The organism is Haemophilus parainfluenzae ATCC 33392 (assembly GCF_031191205.1).
GTDB lineage: Bacteria > Pseudomonadota > Gammaproteobacteria > Enterobacterales > Pasteurellaceae > Haemophilus_D > Haemophilus_D parainfluenzae.
In genome coordinates this window covers 1,271,465-1,287,863 of sequence record NZ_CP133470.1, presented here as the reverse complement: position 1 = coordinate 1,287,863, position 16,399 = coordinate 1,271,465, and the positions used below count along the sequence as shown (strand labels likewise).

Annotated in this window: 17 protein-coding genes and 1 other RNA gene; 6 read left to right on the top strand and 12 right to left on the bottom strand. The window is 40.2% G+C overall.

Features of this window, described 5'->3' with window-relative positions:
• Window positions 1-6: 6 nt before the first annotated feature.
• Both secD and secF read left to right on the top strand, forming a co-directional pair.
• Window positions 7-1,857, top strand: a complete 1,851-nt coding sequence (gene secD, locus RDV53_RS06370; RefSeq protein ID WP_005695467.1) for a protein translocase subunit SecD — start codon at window positions 7-9, stop codon at window positions 1,855-1,857.
• A 10-nt stretch (window positions 1,858-1,867) separates the two neighbouring features.
• Window positions 1,868-2,842, top strand: a complete 975-nt coding sequence (gene secF, locus RDV53_RS06365) for a protein translocase subunit SecF (RefSeq protein ID WP_005695465.1) — start codon at window positions 1,868-1,870, stop codon at window positions 2,840-2,842.
• Between the two features lie 84 nt (window positions 2,843-2,926).
• On the opposite strand, the gene RDV53_RS06360 is transcribed toward secF, so the two are convergent.
• From RDV53_RS06360 to bamD, 7 genes are all read right to left on the bottom strand, one after another.
• Window positions 2,927-3,967, bottom strand: coding sequence for an AI-2E family transporter (locus tag RDV53_RS06360; RefSeq protein WP_005695464.1), 1,041 nt, complete (start codon window positions 3,965-3,967; stop codon window positions 2,927-2,929).
• On the bottom strand, window positions 3,967-4,305 hold the full coding sequence (glnB, locus tag RDV53_RS06355) for a nitrogen regulatory protein P-II (protein ID WP_005695463.1): 339 nt from the start codon (window positions 4,303-4,305) through the stop codon (window positions 3,967-3,969). The genes RDV53_RS06360 and glnB overlap by 1 nt, the downstream gene beginning before the upstream one ends.
• Before the next feature lies 1 nt (window position 4,306).
• Window positions 4,307-4,900: a molybdopterin adenylyltransferase gene (mog, locus tag RDV53_RS06350; protein ID WP_032822877.1), complete on the bottom strand. Its 594-nt coding sequence runs from the start codon at window positions 4,898-4,900 to the stop codon at window positions 4,307-4,309.
• Window positions 4,901-5,011: 111 nt separating this feature from the next.
• A complete protein-coding gene (gene clpB / locus RDV53_RS06345) occupies window positions 5,012-7,582 on the bottom strand; it encodes an ATP-dependent chaperone ClpB (protein WP_005695461.1) in 2,571 nt (856 codons plus the stop codon).
• 135 nt (window positions 7,583-7,717) lie between these two features.
• A complete protein-coding gene (locus RDV53_RS06340; RefSeq protein ID WP_032822898.1) occupies window positions 7,718-8,290 on the bottom strand; it encodes a 5-formyltetrahydrofolate cyclo-ligase in 573 nt (190 codons plus the stop codon).
• A 26-nt stretch (window positions 8,291-8,316) separates the two neighbouring features.
• Window positions 8,317-8,514, bottom strand: a non-coding RNA gene (ssrS, locus tag RDV53_RS06335) — 6S RNA.
• A gap of 91 nt (window positions 8,515-8,605) precedes the next feature.
• Window positions 8,606-9,397 (bottom strand): outer membrane protein assembly factor BamD, encoded by a 792-nt coding sequence (gene bamD / locus RDV53_RS06330; RefSeq protein ID WP_032822878.1) that lies wholly within the window; start codon window positions 9,395-9,397, stop codon window positions 8,606-8,608.
• Between the two features lie 109 nt (window positions 9,398-9,506).
• On the opposite strand from bamD, the gene rluD reads away from it, so the two are divergent.
• Together rluD and pgeF are read left to right on the top strand one after the other, a co-directional pair.
• Window positions 9,507-10,481: a 23S rRNA pseudouridine(1911/1915/1917) synthase RluD gene (rluD, locus tag RDV53_RS06325; RefSeq protein WP_005695459.1), complete on the top strand. Its 975-nt coding sequence runs from the start codon at window positions 9,507-9,509 to the stop codon at window positions 10,479-10,481.
• 1 nt (window position 10,482) lies between these two features.
• On the top strand, window positions 10,483-11,220 hold the full coding sequence (pgeF, locus tag RDV53_RS06320; protein WP_005695458.1) for a peptidoglycan editing factor PgeF: 738 nt from the start codon (window positions 10,483-10,485) through the stop codon (window positions 11,218-11,220).
• Window positions 11,221-11,268: 48 nt separating this feature from the next.
• Here the strand turns inward: pgeF and ruvX are convergent, their stop codons facing one another.
• Genes ruvX through fadR form a run of 4 tightly spaced genes read right to left on the bottom strand, consistent with a single transcriptional unit; the run spans window position 11,269 to window position 13,769 of the window.
• Entirely contained in the window at window positions 11,269-11,688 is a 420-nt protein-coding gene (gene ruvX / locus RDV53_RS06315) for a Holliday junction resolvase RuvX (RefSeq protein ID WP_005695457.1), read from the bottom strand.
• Window positions 11,688-12,248 (bottom strand): YqgE/AlgH family protein, encoded by a 561-nt coding sequence (locus tag RDV53_RS06310; protein WP_005695456.1) that lies wholly within the window; start codon window positions 12,246-12,248, stop codon window positions 11,688-11,690. The genes ruvX and RDV53_RS06310 overlap by 1 nt, the downstream gene beginning before the upstream one ends.
• Window positions 12,248-12,982 (bottom strand): 16S rRNA (uracil(1498)-N(3))-methyltransferase, encoded by a 735-nt coding sequence (gene rsmE / locus RDV53_RS06305; protein WP_032804034.1) that lies wholly within the window; start codon window positions 12,980-12,982, stop codon window positions 12,248-12,250. The genes RDV53_RS06310 and rsmE overlap by 1 nt, the downstream gene beginning before the upstream one ends.
• A 58-nt stretch (window positions 12,983-13,040) precedes the next feature.
• Window positions 13,041-13,769, bottom strand: coding sequence for a fatty acid metabolism transcriptional regulator FadR (gene fadR, locus RDV53_RS06300; RefSeq protein WP_005697938.1), 729 nt, complete (start codon window positions 13,767-13,769; stop codon window positions 13,041-13,043).
• A gap of 134 nt (window positions 13,770-13,903) precedes the next feature.
• Here fadR and nhaB point away from each other — a divergent pair, with 134 nt between their 5' ends.
• Together nhaB and dsbB are read left to right on the top strand one after the other, a co-directional pair.
• Complete coding sequence (gene nhaB, locus RDV53_RS06295) at window positions 13,904-15,442, top strand: Na(+)/H(+) antiporter NhaB (RefSeq protein ID WP_005695452.1); 1,539 nt, start codon at window positions 13,904-13,906, stop codon at window positions 15,440-15,442.
• A gap of 19 nt (window positions 15,443-15,461) precedes the next feature.
• Complete coding sequence (gene dsbB, locus RDV53_RS06290; protein WP_005695451.1) at window positions 15,462-15,995, top strand: disulfide bond formation protein DsbB; 534 nt, start codon at window positions 15,462-15,464, stop codon at window positions 15,993-15,995.
• Between the two features lie 74 nt (window positions 15,996-16,069).
• Here the strand turns inward: dsbB and RDV53_RS06285 are convergent, their stop codons facing one another.
• The gene (locus RDV53_RS06285; RefSeq protein WP_005695450.1) at window positions 16,070-16,345 is read right to left on the bottom strand and encodes a DUF1294 domain-containing protein; all 276 of its coding nucleotides are present in this window, start codon (window positions 16,343-16,345) and stop codon (window positions 16,070-16,072) included.
• Window positions 16,346-16,399 lie beyond the last annotated feature (54 nt).

Sequence of the window (16,399 nt, the reverse complement as noted above, 5' to 3'; positions counted from 1 at the left end):
AAAACTATGTTAAATCGTTACCCATTATGGAAGAATCTAATGGTGATCCTTGTGGTCGCCATTGGTGCTTTATACTCTCTTCCAAATATCTATGGTGAAGATCCTGCGGTACAAATTTCTGGTACTCGCGGACAACAAGCAGACACCACCGCATTAACTGAAGTACAAAACGTACTAAAAGAAAATAACCTTTCAACCAAATCTATCGTTCTTGAAAATGGCTCTATTCTTGCCCGTTTCAACAACACAGATGACCAACTTCTTGCCAAAGATAAAATTGCAGAAAAACTTGGCAACAACTACACCACGGCATTAAACCTTGCACCAGCAACACCGGCTTGGTTAAGCAGCATTGGGGCTAATCCAATGAAATGGGGCTTGGACTTACGTGGTGGGGTACGTTTCTTGATGGAAGTGGACATGAATTCTGCGCTTGCTAAACGTCAAGAACAGTTACAAGACACATTACGCAACGAATTACGTAAAGAAAAGATTCAGTTTACGGCAATTAAAAACGGTGACAAATTTGGTACAACGGTCACATTAGAAAACGCTGACCAAATGTCGAAAGCAGCGCGTATTATTCGTCAATTACACCCAACATTAGACGTATCTGATATTGGTGACAACACCTTAAATCTTGCCCTTTCTGAAGCATCATTAACTGAATCACGTAACTTAGCGATCGAGCAAAACTTAACGATTTTGCGTAAACGTGTTGCTGAATTAGGCGTAGCTGAAGCAGTGATCCAACGTCAAGGCGCAGAACGTATCGTAATCGAATTGCCGGGCGTTCAAGATACTGCGCGAGCAAAAGAAATCTTAGGGGCAACTGCAACACTTGAATTCCGTATTGTGAATTCGTTGGTGAACCCTGAATCAGCAGCGCGCGGTATGTTACCTTCTGACACAGAAATCAAATATGACCGTCAAGGTAGACCTGTTGCACTTTACAAACGTGCGGTATTGGGTGGTGAACACATTATCAACTCAAGCTCGGGCTTAGACCAACACACCAGTACGCCACAAGTAAGTGTGACCTTGGACAGTGAAGGCGGCGAAATCATGTCGCAAACTACCAAGAAATACTATAAAAAACCAATGGCAACCTTGTATGTAGAATACAAAGACAACGGTAAAAAAGACGAAAATGGCAAAACCATTTTAGAGAAAAGTGAAGAAGTGATTAACGTTGCTACTATTCAAGGTCGCTTCAGTTCTAACTTCCAAATTACAGGTGTAAGCAGTTCTGCAGAAGCACAAAACCTTTCTATGTTATTAAAATCAGGTGCATTAATCGCGCCAGTGCAAATTGTTGAAGAACGTACAATCGGTCCTTCTCTTGGTGCACAAAACGTAGAACAAGGTATTGATGCAAGCTTCTGGGGCTTAATTGCGGTCATTGTCTTCATGCTGGTTTACTATAAAGTCTTTGGTATTATCGCAAGCTTTGCCTTGGTGATTAATATCGTTTTATTAGTCGGTTTGATGTCTATCCTACCTGGTGCAACACTCACCATGCCGGGGATTGCGGGTATCGTATTAACCCTGGGGATGTCGGTGGATGCCAACGTACTTATTTTTGAACGTATCAAAGAAGAGATTCGTAATGGCCGTCCAATCCAGCAAGCCATTAACGAAGGTTATAACGGTGCATTCACCTCTATCTTCGATGCGAACTTAACTACAATTTTAACGGCAATCATTCTTTATGCTGTGGGTACCGGTCCAATTCAAGGCTTTGCGGTAACCCTTGCATTAGGTGTAGCAATTTCAATGTTTACAGCGATTACTGGAACACGTGCTATCGTGAACTTCCTATACGGCGGTAAACGTCTTGAAAAATTATCAATTTAGGTAGGATAAGATGAGATTATTTGCAAAAGATAAAAACGGACATTTTATCCGTGAAGTGAATGGGATTAAATTGCCATTCCCTCTCACTGAATTTATGAAAGTGAGATTTGTGGGATATACCTTTTCCATCATTTTAATGGCGATTTCCCTCTTCTTCATTGTGACAAAAGGCTTCAACTGGGGCTTGGATTTTACCGGTGGTGTGGTATTTGATACGCACTTCTCACAACCGGCTGATTTAGAGAAAATCCGTGGCACATTAAATCAAAACGGGATTGCAAGTCCAATTGTACAAACAACGGGTTCTGTACAAGACGTGATGATCCGCTTACCGGCTGATAATAACGATTCAGCTATTGGTGATCACGTTAAAAGCATGCTCCAAACAATTGATCCTAATATTCATATTAACAGTATCGAATTCGTCGGTCCGAATGTGGGTGAAGAACTGGCTCAAGGTGCGGTTTATGCGACCCTTGCAACCCTAGCAATGATGTTAATTTACGTGGGCTCACGTTTTGAATGGCGTTTAGGTTTTGGTGGTATTGCCTCACTTGCGCATGACGTGGTGATTACACTCGGTGTTTTCTCTGCATTACAAGTCGAAATGGATTTAACCTTCGTGGCGGCGATTCTTTCCGTTGTAGGTTATTCTATCAACGATAGTATCGTGGTATTCGACCGTGTACGTGAAAACTTCCGTAAAATTCGCCGTGTAGAAACCATCGATATTATTGATATTTCCTTAACGCAAACCTTATCGAGAACCATCATGACATCTCTCACAACGCTTCTTGTTGTGATTGCCTTGTTCTTCTTTGGTGGTCCATCAATTCATAACTTCTCATTAGCGTTATTAATTGGTATCGGTTTTGGTACTTACTCATCAATCTTTATCGCGATTGCGATTGCTTATGATATCGGCCTACGCCGTGAACATATGATTCCACCAAAAGTGGATAAAGAAATCGATGATTTACCTTAATCTATTAAACATCAGATAAAAAGAAAGCCACCATAACGGTGGCTTTTTTATTGCTAAAATTATGACATTTTTTATGACTGCACTTTAGTCGTTTACATCTCCTAATAAAGCCGCATATTTCTTCGTTGATTCAGAGCTTTCCAAGGTAATTTTAAACGCCATTGTTAGCGGCACTGAAAGTAACATACCGACTGTACCGAGCAACCATCCCCAGAAAAGCAACGAAAAGAATACGACCAAGGTAGAAAGCCCTAAGGTTTTACCCATCATTTTCGGTTCAATAATATTACCGATCACAATATTTAATACAATAATACCGACGGTTACGCCCATGCCTACACCAAATCCATTCAGCAATAACGCTTGAACAATAATAGGTACTGCTGCAATAATGGAACCGATATTCGGAATGTAATTTAATAAGAAGCTTAAGGTTGCCCATAAAATCGCATATTGCACACCCGCTACGTCCAATAAAATCCAAGTTGTGAAACCAGTCAACAAACTAATCACCGTTTTCACACCAAGATAACTAATTACACCGTCTAAAATACGATCAATATGATGTTCTTCCGCGACAACATCATGTTCATTGTCACTTAAAACTAAAGCAAGTTTATGCTTCATAGTTGGTGCTTCAAGCAGCATAAAAATCACCGCTAAAATCAACACAAAAACATTCGTCACCACGCCAGAAAAGTTTAATAACAAACGGCTCACAAAGTTCATGATCACACTTGGATCAAAATGCTCCATAATGGCTTCGCGAGAAATCACAATCGGCAATTTCAGTTTTTGTGCTAATGCCATAACGTCATTTACACGCTCCGAAAGCAGCACTTTATATTGAGGAATCGAGCGTGTAAATTCTTGTACACTGCTATTAATTAATCCCGCTAGGAAAAAGAATACGATTAAAATTAGGATAAACAACAAGGCAATAGCAATACCATGCGGCACTTTGCGTTGTGTCATCGCTTTAATTACCGGCGAACAAATAATAGCGATAAATAATGCCAATAAAAAAGGCACGACAATCTCTGCCGCCAGTTTAATTCCCGCAAACACAATTACTAAAGCCGCCATAGCGACTACAGTGCGGTTAAAATTTAAGTTTTTTTCCACTAAATGGCTTCCTCATTTTCTTCGCCTGTACGAACACGAATCACGCGTTCTATATCATAAACAAAGATCTTACCATCCCCGATTTTGCCTGTTTGGCAGGTTTCAACAATGGTTTCAAGACATTGCTCAAGCAAATCATCTGGCACGACAATTTCAATTTTCACTTTAGGCAGAAAATCCACCATATATTCTGCACCACGATAAAGCTCTGTATGCCCTTTTTGACGACCAAAACCACGAACTTCAATCACGGTCATTCCGCTAATGCCAATATCAGATAAATTTTCACGCACATCATCTAATTTAAATGGCTTAATAATGGCTTCGATTTTTTTCATCTTATTTCTCCAAATTTTCGCGGCGTGCGGCTTTCGGTCGGAAGCTTGTAATCACTTCAGGCTTGGTATCAATATAAATACCATCGATTAATTGCAAGCAGTAAGGCACTGCACTAAAAATCCCTTTCACTAAGACCTTGCCTTGCTCATCTTTCACGCCTTCTAAGGTTTCTTTGATGGCTTTTGGCTGCCCTGGTAAATTCAAGATTAGGCTGTTTTTACGAATCACACCAACTTGACGAGATAAAATCGCTGTTGGTACAAAATGTAAACTCACTTGACGCATTTGCTCACCAAATCCTGGCATTTCACGATCGGCTACTGCTAACGTGGCATCAGGTGTCACATCACGTTTTGCCGGTCCTGTACCGCCCGTTGTCAGCACTAAATGACAATGGTGCTCATCCACCAATTCTTTCAGCGTTTGTTCGATTAATGGTTGCTCATCTGGAATTAATCGCGTTTCCACTTCAAAAGGATCCACCAACGCTTGCTCTAACCATTTTTGTAATTCTGGAATCCCTTGATCTTGATACACACCACTTGATGCACGATCTGATACTGAAACCAAACCAATTTTTAAAACTGCAGTCATTTTTTTCCTCATTTTTATACGCAATACACAGCGTCATTCTACCCTATTTTATCTTTTACCAAAGCATAAAAAAGCCATTTAGCTTTCACTAAATGGCTTTCATTTTACAAATTATTGTCTGGCTTGAACTTTGCCATCCACATAATCTACTGTGACCACTTTACCTGGTAATAATTGACCAGATAGAACTTGTTGTGCCAAGCTGTTTTCGATCTCTTGTTGGATTGCACGTTTTAATGGACGCGCCCCATAAATTGGGTCGTAACCCACTTCACCAATGAAATCTAATAACGCTTCGGTAAACACCAATTCGTAACCACGAGTTTCCATACGTTTTGCTAGACGTTCTAATTGGATGCTTGCAATCGCACGGATATTTTCTTTGCCCAGTGGGTGGAATACCACAGTTTCGTCAATACGGTTGATGAATTCCGGACGGAAATGTTGGCTCACCACTGACATCACTAAGGCTTTCATTTCGCCATAGCTTTCGTTTTTGCTACCTTGAATTAAATCAGAACCCAAGTTAGAGGTCATAATCACCACGGTGTTACGGAAGTCCACTGTACGACCTTGACCATCAGTTAAACGGCCATCATCCAACACTTGTAATAAGATGTTGAATACATCCGCATGTGCTTTTTCCACTTCATCGAGCAAAATTACTGAATATGGACGACGACGAACTGCTTCAGTTAAGTAACCACCTTCTTCATAGCCTACGTAGCCTGGAGGCGCACCCACTAAACGAGATACGCTGTGTTTTTCCATAAACTCTGACATATCAATACGCACCATTGCATCTTCGCTGTCAAAGAGGAATTTCGCCAACGTTTTACAAAGCTCGGTTTTACCTACACCAGTTGGACCTAAGAATAAGAAAGAACCAATTGGGCGGTTAGGATCTGAAAGCCCTGCACGGCTACGACGAATTGCGTTCGCGACGGCATCAACTGCTTCTTCTTGACCGATCACACGTTTGTGCAATTCTTCTTCCATACGTAAGAGTTTTTCTTTCTCACCTTCCATCATTTTAGAAACTGGAATGCCAGTTGCTTTAGAAAGTACTTCCGCAATTTCTTCATCTGTCACACGATAGCGTAATAGGCTCATTTCTTTGCCTTCACCGGTTTCAGCGGCTGCAAGTTGTTTTTCCAATTCAGGAATACGCCCATATTGCAGCTCAGACATTTTGCTTAAATCGCCAGCACGACGCGCTTGTTCCATTTCAGTTTTCGCCGCATCTAACTCTTGTTTGATGTGTTGAGAACCTGAAAGCGCCGCTTTTTCTGATTTCCATACTTCTTCAAGTTCAGCATATTCACGTTCTTTATCAGAAAGTTCTTTTTCTAACATTTCTAAACGTTTACGGCTTGCTTCGTCTTCTTCTTTTTGTAACGCCTGTTGTTCCAATTTTAATTGGATGATACGGCGTTCAAGACGATCGAGTGGCTCTGGTTTAGAGTCAATTTCCATACGGATGCTTGAAGCAGCTTCATCGATTAGATCGATTGCTTTATCCGGCAATTGACGATCTGAAATATAACGATGCGAAAGTGTTGCCGCAGCTACGATTGCAGGGTCAGTAATATCTACATGGTGATGGATCTCATAACGCTCTTTCAAACCACGTAAGATCGCAATGGTATCTTCTACACTTGGTTCATCTACAAAGACTTTTTGGAAACGACGTTCAAGCGCCGCATCTTTCTCAATATACTGACGATATTCGTCTAACGTTGTTGCCCCCACACAGTGTAATTCACCACGAGCTAAACTTGGTTTTAATAAGTTGCCTGCATCCATCGCACCGTCAGTTTTACCTGCACCAACCATGGTATGGATTTCATCAATAAAGAGGATCACGCGACCTTCTTCTTTTGCAAGTTCATTTAATACCGCTTTTAAACGTTCTTCAAATTCACCACGATATTTAGCACCTGCAATCAAGGCCCCCATATCTAAAGAAAGGACACGTTTGTTTTTCAAGCCTTCCGGTACTTCACCATTGACAATACGTTGTGCCAAACCTTCTACAATAGCGGTTTTACCTACACCAGGCTCACCGATTAATACTGGGTTGTTTTTGGTACGACGTTGTAATACTTGAATGGCTCGACGAATTTCTTCATCACGACCAATAACCGGGTCGAGTTTGCCACTTTCAGCACGAGCTGTTAAATCAATCGTATATTTTTCAAGAGCTTGTCTGCTTTCTTCTGCATTTTGATCGTTCACGCTTTGTCCTCCGCGAATATGTTGAATCGCTTGTAAAATTTGTTCTTTTTTCGCACCACATTTTTTCAAAATGTCATTTAATGCACCACGCTCTTCAAGCGCCGCCAATAAGAACAATTCACTGGAAATAAATTTATCTTGTTTTTGTTGTGCTAATTTGTCACATAAATTCAATAAGTTGAGTAATTGACGAGAAATTTGCACGTCTCCGCCATTACCTGACACTTGTGGCAATTTATTCAATTCTGCGTTTAATTCATTACGTAATAACGCGACATTCACGCCACTTGCTGTCAAAATCGGTGCAATTGAACCGTCTTGTTGATTTAAAAGTGCGGCCAATAAATGCACTGGTTCAATAAACTGATTATCTTTACCAAGCGCTAATGACTGTGCTTCACTAAGTGCTTGTTGGAATTTAGTGGTAAATTTTTCAATATTCATATCTTATCTTCTCCTGCATAAAATACTTGGGGTCATCCCCTTTATGAGTAATTAAATAAGACCCTTTTTTGGGATTTCAAGAGAAAAAATAGACTATTTTTAATTTTTTCTATCAAACTTTACGTCTTGATAGGTTTAAGCAACTAAGATTTGATGAAGTGGCACGTCCCACGCTTCTGTTGGAAGCTGTTCGACTTGCTGACATTGATGGGCTAATCCCACGGGGATAAAAGGAGATTTCTGCCAATGTTGTAAAGTGCGGTCATAAAAACCACCGCCCATGCCTAAGCGATTCCCCTGTTTATCAAACGCGACGAGTGGCGTAAAAAGAATATCTAATTCATCCAAAGGCAATACGTTTTGCACATTGAGTTTTGGCTCCCAAATGCCAAATTTATTTTTCAGCATCGGTGTATCTGGCAAATAACGTAAAAACAAAAGATGATTCGGATTGAAAGGGTGTAATACCGGCAAATAAACCTGTTTACCTTGCGCCCAAAGGATTTTGATGAGTTTATCCGTGGAGATTTCTCCATCAAAGGAAAGATACAAAGCAATATGCTGAGCATTTCGTTCTTCAATTAACGCAAGTGCTTGTTGAGTGATAGAATCTTCCGCCTGTTGCTGCTGAAGAGCGGTCAAATTTGCTCGTGTTTTACGAATTTGTTGACGGAGTTGATTGCGAAGCGTTTGCTGTGTTGATTTCATTCGATTGGAAAGAATGGATTTTAAAGGAAGGTCCCAGAGTGCCGCTACGAGTAGTAGTCCTTGAACCCGACGGTCCAAGGAAACCGGTAAGGCCATTTTTAGGTTTCTTTAGTCCAATGACAAAGTCAAAGGTCAAGCCTACACACCAATGGCGGGAAACCGATTTATAAAGTTCTAAGTATCGGCTCAGGGACATAACCCATCCACGAACACCCCAGGAAATCTTTTAAATTTATACTAGCTCAATTTGATTAGTTTGACTAGCCTTTATTTGAATAATTTTGCTTATTCAAGCACGTCCCACAAGGGACGGGATTATTTTTTAACCGGTTGAATTAAATCAGACTCTTCCAGTTTTTTCACGTCCGCAAATTGTTTATCTTTATTCGCATCGATGACTTGTTGAGTTTGACTCGCTAATTGTTGTAAACCCATTTTTTCATAGGCTTCTTTCATTAAGAATAAACCTTCGTAAGTCGCTTTGGCATCTGGATATTGTTGTAACATACCCACTACACGGTTTGCTACAGCTACCCATGCATCACGTTTTGCATAGAATTTTGCAATTTCTAATTCATGACGAGCTAATGAATCTTTGATGTATGCCATACGTGCTACTGCATCTTGTGAATATGGGCTATTTGGGAACGCACGCACTAAGCTTTGGAAGTTTGAAAACGCCGTTTTCATTGAAGTGGTTTCACGCGTTGCACGATCGATACCAAAGAAATCTTGGATCATGTTATCGGCCGTTGCTAAGTTTGTTAAACCCGCCATATACACTGCATAGTCACGGTTTGGACTTTGTGGGAATTGGTGTAAGTAGTTATCTACGGTTACCAACGTTGCGGTGTAATCTTGCGTTTTATAGTTTGCATAAATTAAATCAAGCATTGCTTGCTCTTGGTAAGTACTACCAGGGAAACGCTCTGTTGCTGCTTTTAAATAACGAATCGAGTCAGAATAGCTTCCTTCTTGCAATGCTGCTGCCCCTTTTGCATAAAGGTCATCAACAGAAGCTTGTTCCACTTCTTTATTACCACTGCTACAAGCTGCAATCGCGAATGAGGTCAATGCAATTAGTGCAAGAGATTTTATTTTACGCATTCTTTTTTCCTTAATTTTTACGAAAATCAATAAATAAGTTACAATTAACGAATATTGTATAGAACATTACACAATAAGCCAACTTTTTAAATTTTTAGATGGATTTTTTATGCCACAAATTACCTTAACGGCTGAAATTCAGCCCGAACAAATGGGACAGCGTTTAGATCAAACCCTAGCAGAGTTGTTCCCAGAATATTCCCGTTCGCGTTTAAAAACCTGGATTGAAGCAAAACAGGTAAAAATGAACGGTGAAATTGCCGATATTCCACGTGCAAAAGTTTATGGCGGAGAGCAAATTGAAATTTCGGTAGAAGTAGAAGATGAAAACCGTTTTGAGCCACAAAATATTCCGCTCAATATCGTTTATGAAGATGACGATATTATCGTGATTAACAAACCTAAAGATCTCGTGGTTCATCCCGGTGCAGGCAATCCAGACGGAACGGTACTTAACGCACTACTCTATCACTATCCACCTATTGCCGAAGTACCACGCGCAGGGATTGTGCATCGTTTAGATAAAGATACGACGGGTCTCATGGTTGTTGCTAAAACGATCCCCGCACAAACTAAGCTCGTGCGTGACTTACAAAAACGTAAGATCACTCGTGAATACGAAGCCGTCGCCAGTGGCATTATGACCAAAGGCGGCACAGTAGATCAGCCAATGGCTCGTCATGCGACAAAACGCACATTGATGGCGGTTCACCCAATGGGTAAACCGGCTGTGACGCACTACCGCATTATGGAAAACTTCCGTAATTACACCCGCTTACGCTTACGTTTAGAAACCGGTCGTACTCACCAAATTCGTGTGCACATGGCGCATATCGCACATCCATTATTAGGTGATCAAACTTACGGTGGTCGTCCTCGTCCACCTAAAAATGCAAGCAAAGCCTTTACTGAAGTGCTGCGTAATTTTAAACGTCAAGCCTTACATGCGGTTATGTTGCGTTTAGCTCACCCGATTACGGGAGAAATGATGGAATGGTATGCCCCATTACCGGATGACTTTGTCGAATTACTTCATGCCTTAAAAGCGGATTACCTCGAACACAAAGACGAGTTGGATTATTAAGATGAAAAGCATTGTTCCAAACTGGACTGTTCCACCACACATCCAAGCTTTTACGACCACAAGAGAAGGGGGCGTAAGCCTGCCGCCTTTCGAGAGTTTCAATTTAGGCGATCATGTCGAAGATGATAAAAGTGCGGTCAAAACTAACCGCACTTTATTGGTTGAAAAATTTAATCTGCCACATTTCCCGTTGTTTTTAACTCAAACGCACAGCACTCGTGTGATTACAGTACCTTATGAGGGAAATAATTTTGAAGCTGATGCAGTTTACACCAATCAACCTAACCAAGTCTGTTTGGTGATGACGGCTGATTGCTTGCCAGTTTTATTCACCAATAAACTAGGCACTGAAGTGGCTGCAGCACATGCAGGCTGGCGCGGACTCTGTGATGGTGTTTTAGAAGAAACGGTGAAATGTTTCCAATCTGCCCCCGAAGAGATTATCGCGTGGTTTGGACCTGCTATCGGCCCCAATGCGTTCCAAGTAGGAAAAGAAGTGATTGAGCAATTTATGGCTTTTGACCCAATTGCAGAAACAGCTTTTCGACCAGATCCGAATGAAGCAGGAAAATACCTCTGTAATCTTTATCAAATTGCTACACAACGCCTCAATAAATTAGGGATTACCCAAATTTACGGTGGAGAACACTGCACATTCACAGAAAAAGAGAGCTTCTTTTCCTATCGTCGAGATAGCAAAACAGGTCGAATGGCAAGTCTGATTTGGATAAAAAAATAAACTCATAAATACAACAAACCGCACATTAAAGTGCGGTTTATTTTTGGCTTATTCTGAATAACTTTCGAACCAACTTTCTAAAATCAGACAAGCAGAAATTCCATCGACTTTGCCTTTATTGAGGGCGCGATAACCGCCACGCTGGAAAATTTCATCTCTAGCAGAAACCGTCGTTAAGCGCTCATCTTGCAGTTCTACTTTAATACCGAAACGACCATTTAAGCGATTGGCAAATTTTTTCGCACGAAGTGTTAAATCTTGCTCGGTACCATCCATATTTAAAGGCAATCCCACCACAATAACATCAGGCTTCCAATCCTTTAAACATTTTTCAATAGCATCCCAGTTTGGAATCCCATCTTGCGCTTTAAATGCAGGTAAGGCTTGTGCCGTACCTGTGATACTTTGCCCGACCGCACAACCAATGCTTTTTGTGCCAAAATCAAACGCGATTGCCGTGATGCCCATTAACTATGCCCCACTTGTGAAAAGACAAAATTATGAGGATGAATCCCTAATAATTGATTCGCGGCAGGATAACGATCTTCATAAATCGTTTCAAACAAAATGGTGTCTGAAGCCGGTGCCACTAACCACGCATTATCTGCAATCTCTTGTTCAAGCTGCCCTGCTGTCCAACTGGCACAACCGAGTGCAACAAGATATTTCTCAGGCGCATCCGCTGAACCAAAGGTTTCCACAATATCTGCTGACGTGGTGAGATACATATCATCAGTAATTTTATAACTATGCTCAAATTCTTTCGCGGTTTTCTTATGCAAAATAAAACCACGCTCAGAATGTACTGGACCACCCGCAAGTACAAGTTCATTGCTAAAAGTGCGGTCATTTTTCATCATAAAATTCATTTTTGAATATAGCTCTGCAATGCTTAAATCAGTGGGTTGATTAATCACTAAGCCCATCGAACCTTGCTCATTATGCTCGCACATATACACCACGGTATTTTGGAAATAATCCTCCAACTGTGGCATCGCAATTAAAAATTGCCCTTGTAAATCCATCATTATCCCAAATCTCCAAAACAAATTTGTAACGCGCTAATAGCTGCTAAAGAAGCCGTTTCTGTGCGTAACACACGCTTTCCTAATAAAATTTCAGTAAATCCTTGTTGTTCAGTTTGAACGATTTCTTGAGGTGATAAACCACCTTCTGAACCAATAAGCAAACGAACCCCTTCTTTGGGAATGGAAGGCAAGGTTTTAATAGAATATTGGGCTCTTGGATGTAAATTCAATTTCAACGTACCATCATTTTCTGCACACCAATCTTGTAATTTCATTAATGGGCGAATTTCTGGTACAACGTTACGGCCACATTGTTCACAAGCGGCAATAGCAATTTTTTGCCATTGTTGAATTTTCTTATCCATGCGTTCGCCGTCTAGCTTCACGCCACAGCGTTCTGACCACAATGGTGTAATCACGTTCACGCCCAATTCCACAGATTTTTGGATTGTAAATTCCATTCGATCACCACGGGAAATAACCTGCCCTAAGTGAATCGATAAATTCGACTCTTTATCACTCAATTCACAGCCTAGAATTTCCACTTTAACGGCTTTTTTGCTCACTTCAATAATTTTGGCTGGATAAATATGATTACTTCCATCAAATAATTCAATTTGCTCACTTTCAGTCATTCGAAGTACACGTCCTACGTGATTAGCCGCATCTTCTGAAAGTTGACAAGTAGATTGATTTTTAAGAGATTCTGGGTGATAAATTCTTGGAATACGCATAATATTGAGTCTTTGATATAAGGAAAAAGTGCGGTCATTTTCAACCGCACTTTTCATATTATTCTGTTTCTAAATCTTTTGGCAAACTTTCTAAAATGGTTCGCCAGTAAGCGGAAGTCACTTGCTTATGTTTGCGAATACAGCCTACCACTAAATCGGATTGGCCACTTTCACAAATATCGCGCAATTCAACATAGAAATCATGCGTGACTTGGCGATGTTTTTCTTCGCTGAAAAACAATAAGCCAATTTTATGATAAACCCCACGTAAACTATTAAAAATCAAACGATAGAAGGGTTTATTCGCCATGACTGTAAATTGGCGGAATAAGGCATAATCGAATTCCATGTAACTTTCAGCGGTGTTTTCTAATGAATCTAGCCCTTTAAACAAAGCAACCGAGGCTTTAGGTGAATTTTTGACAGCTTCATAAATATAAGATTCAGACATACGACTACGCAACGAAAGCATATTTTCAATGATTAATGGCGCACTCTGACGATCTAAGGTAATTAAGGTTTCAATAATGCTTGGGCCGGCTGTATCCCAAATATCATTGACTTTGGTCGGCTTGCCGTGTTGAATGGTAAGCCATCCATCTCGTGCTAAACGCTGTAATACTTCACGTAATGTGGTGCGTGTCACACCGATTTTATCAGCTAAATCACGTTCAGAAGGAAGATTGGTACCCGCGGGAAATACATCATCCCAAATGCTTCTAACAATATATTCTTCGGCAAGTGCGGCTGGGCTTTGAGCCCGTAAAAGGGTATTATCTGTTTGCATAAATATAAAATAAATATAAAAAAGCTTAAAAAGATCAAAAAAATGTGATTTATTCAATAAATCTTTAACTGGTCTATTATCCTTTAAAGCTGTATATATTACAATGTTAAGACTATAAAAAAACGGAGTTCGATATGACTTACACACAAGCATTTATGAAAAACTTTCTGGGCGCAAGTCCAGATTGGTATAAATTAACTATTATTGCCTTCCTGGTAATTAACCCGATTTTATTCTTTTTTGTTAGTCCATTTCTTGCAGGTTGGCTACTCGTTGCCGAGTTTATTTTCACGCTAGCCATGGCATTAAAATGCTACCCTCTTCAACCGGGTGGTTTATTAGCATTTGAAGCCATTGCTATTGGCATGACAAATGCTGAACACGTTAAAGCGGAGATCGTGGCAAACTTTGAAGTGCTTTTACTTTTAATCTTCATGGTGGCCGGTATTTATTTTATGAAGCAACTTTTGCTTTATGTTTTCACCAAATTATTAGTGCGTATTCGTTCTAAAATCGTTCTCTCTTTAGCATTCTGTTTTAGTGCTGCATTTCTTTCAGCTTTCTTAGATGCACTAACTGTTGTGGCGGTCATCATCAGTGTTGCCATGGGTTTCTATGGGGTTTATCACAAAGTGGCATCAGGGAAAAATCTACAAGATGCGGTTGATATTTCCGATGATAACAAAATAAAAAATCACGAAACTCTCGAAAAATTCCGCTCTTTCTTACGTAGCTTAATGATGCATGCTGGTGTCGGTACCGCACTCGGTGGTGTCATGACCATGGTGGGGGAACCTCAAAACTTAATCATTGCAGAACAAGCTAAATGGAATTTCATTGAATTTTTCTTCCGTATGGCACCTGTGACAGTCCCTGTATTTATCTGTGGATTACTCACTTGTATTTTAGTCGAAAAATTTAAATTATTCGGTTATGGTGAAAAACTACCAGAAGAAGTATGGCAAGTCTTAGCGGATTTAGATCGTGAAAACGCACAAAAAATGTCTAAACAAGATAAGATTCGTCTTTCTGTCCAAGCGGTTATCGCGGTTTGGTTGATCTTAGGTTTAGCTTTCCACTTAGCGGCCGTAGGCTTGATTGGTTTAAGCGTGATCATTCTTGCGACAACCTTTACTGGTGTAACTGATGAACATGCTATTGGTAAAGCATTCCAAGAAAGTTTACCTTTCACTGCACTATTAGTGGTGTTTTTCTCTGTCGTTGCAGTGATTATCGATCAAAAACTCTTTGCGCCAATTATTCACTTTGTATTAAGTTCTGAAGAGAAAACACAGTTAGCATTATTCTACTGTTTCAACGGTTTACTGTCTGCGATTTCTGATAACGTATTCGTAGCAACAGTTTATATCAATGAAGCGAAACATGCCCTTGCGACAGGCGCAATTACACCGCACCAATTTGAATTACTTGCGGTAGCAATCAATACAGGTACAAACTTACCTTCTGTCGCTACACCAAACGGTCAAGCCGCGTTCTTGTTCTTATTAACATCATCGCTTGCACCGTTAATTAAACTTTCTTATGGTAGAATGGTCTACATGGCATTGCCTTACACTATCGTATTAACGCTAGTTGGTTTCCTTGCAATCGAATTTATCCTACCAGGAATGACGATTTGGCTTGCAAACCTTGGCTTAATTCTTCCAATTTAATGAAGCATAAGGAGAAAGAATGCTCGACTTTTTTAAGCAATTATCCCTTAAACGTTCAGCGTGGATCTTTTTGGCATTTTCCGTATTTGCCTTAGAATCGACCGCACTTTACTTTCAATACGGAATGGGTTTACAACCTTGCGTACTTTGTGTTTACGAACGTTTAGCTATGGTAGGGTTATTTATTGCTGGTTTTATCGGCGCCTTAGCCCCTAGTTCGCTTATTGTCCGCATTCTTGCTCTTATTGTGGGTTTATTTAGTGCAATCAAAGGATTAATGATTTCCATTCGTCACCTTGATTTACAAATGACCCCTGCGCCATGGAAACAATGTGAATTTATACCAAACTTTCCAGAAACGTTACCATTCCATAAATGGCTACCTGCGGTCTTCAATCCGACAGGCAGCTGCAACGAAAGCCAATGGTCACTTTTCGGCATCACGATGGTGCAATGGTTGGTATTTATTTTCGCTGTCTATGTCATTGTGTTGGGATTAATTACACTTTCACAAGTGAAGAAAAGTCGAAATCGACGCCTCATTTTTAAGTAGTCTAATCGCATACTAAAAAGCCTAGAGATATTCTCTAGGCTTTTTTCTTACTGAAAGTCATTCTGTACTCAACATTATTCAAGAAAGAAATACCAATAAGGCATTAAGATCAACCAAATAAAGGCACTGAGAATAACAACAAATTTAAAACTAAAGTGTTTGGTTTTATGACGAAAGCGTTTCATCCCACAATCAACACCAATAAACCCACCAAGCAGGCTTAATAGAAAGAAAGTATTTTCAGAAATTCGCCAGCCGTGACGAACCGCGCGAACTTTGTCTTTCCACATTAAAAAATAAGCGGCGATATTCATCGCCGCTAACATCACAAATAAAAGCTGAATCAGCATTATGCGTAAACGAGAAGATCAAAAAATAATAGTTCATTTTAACATATTGATCTG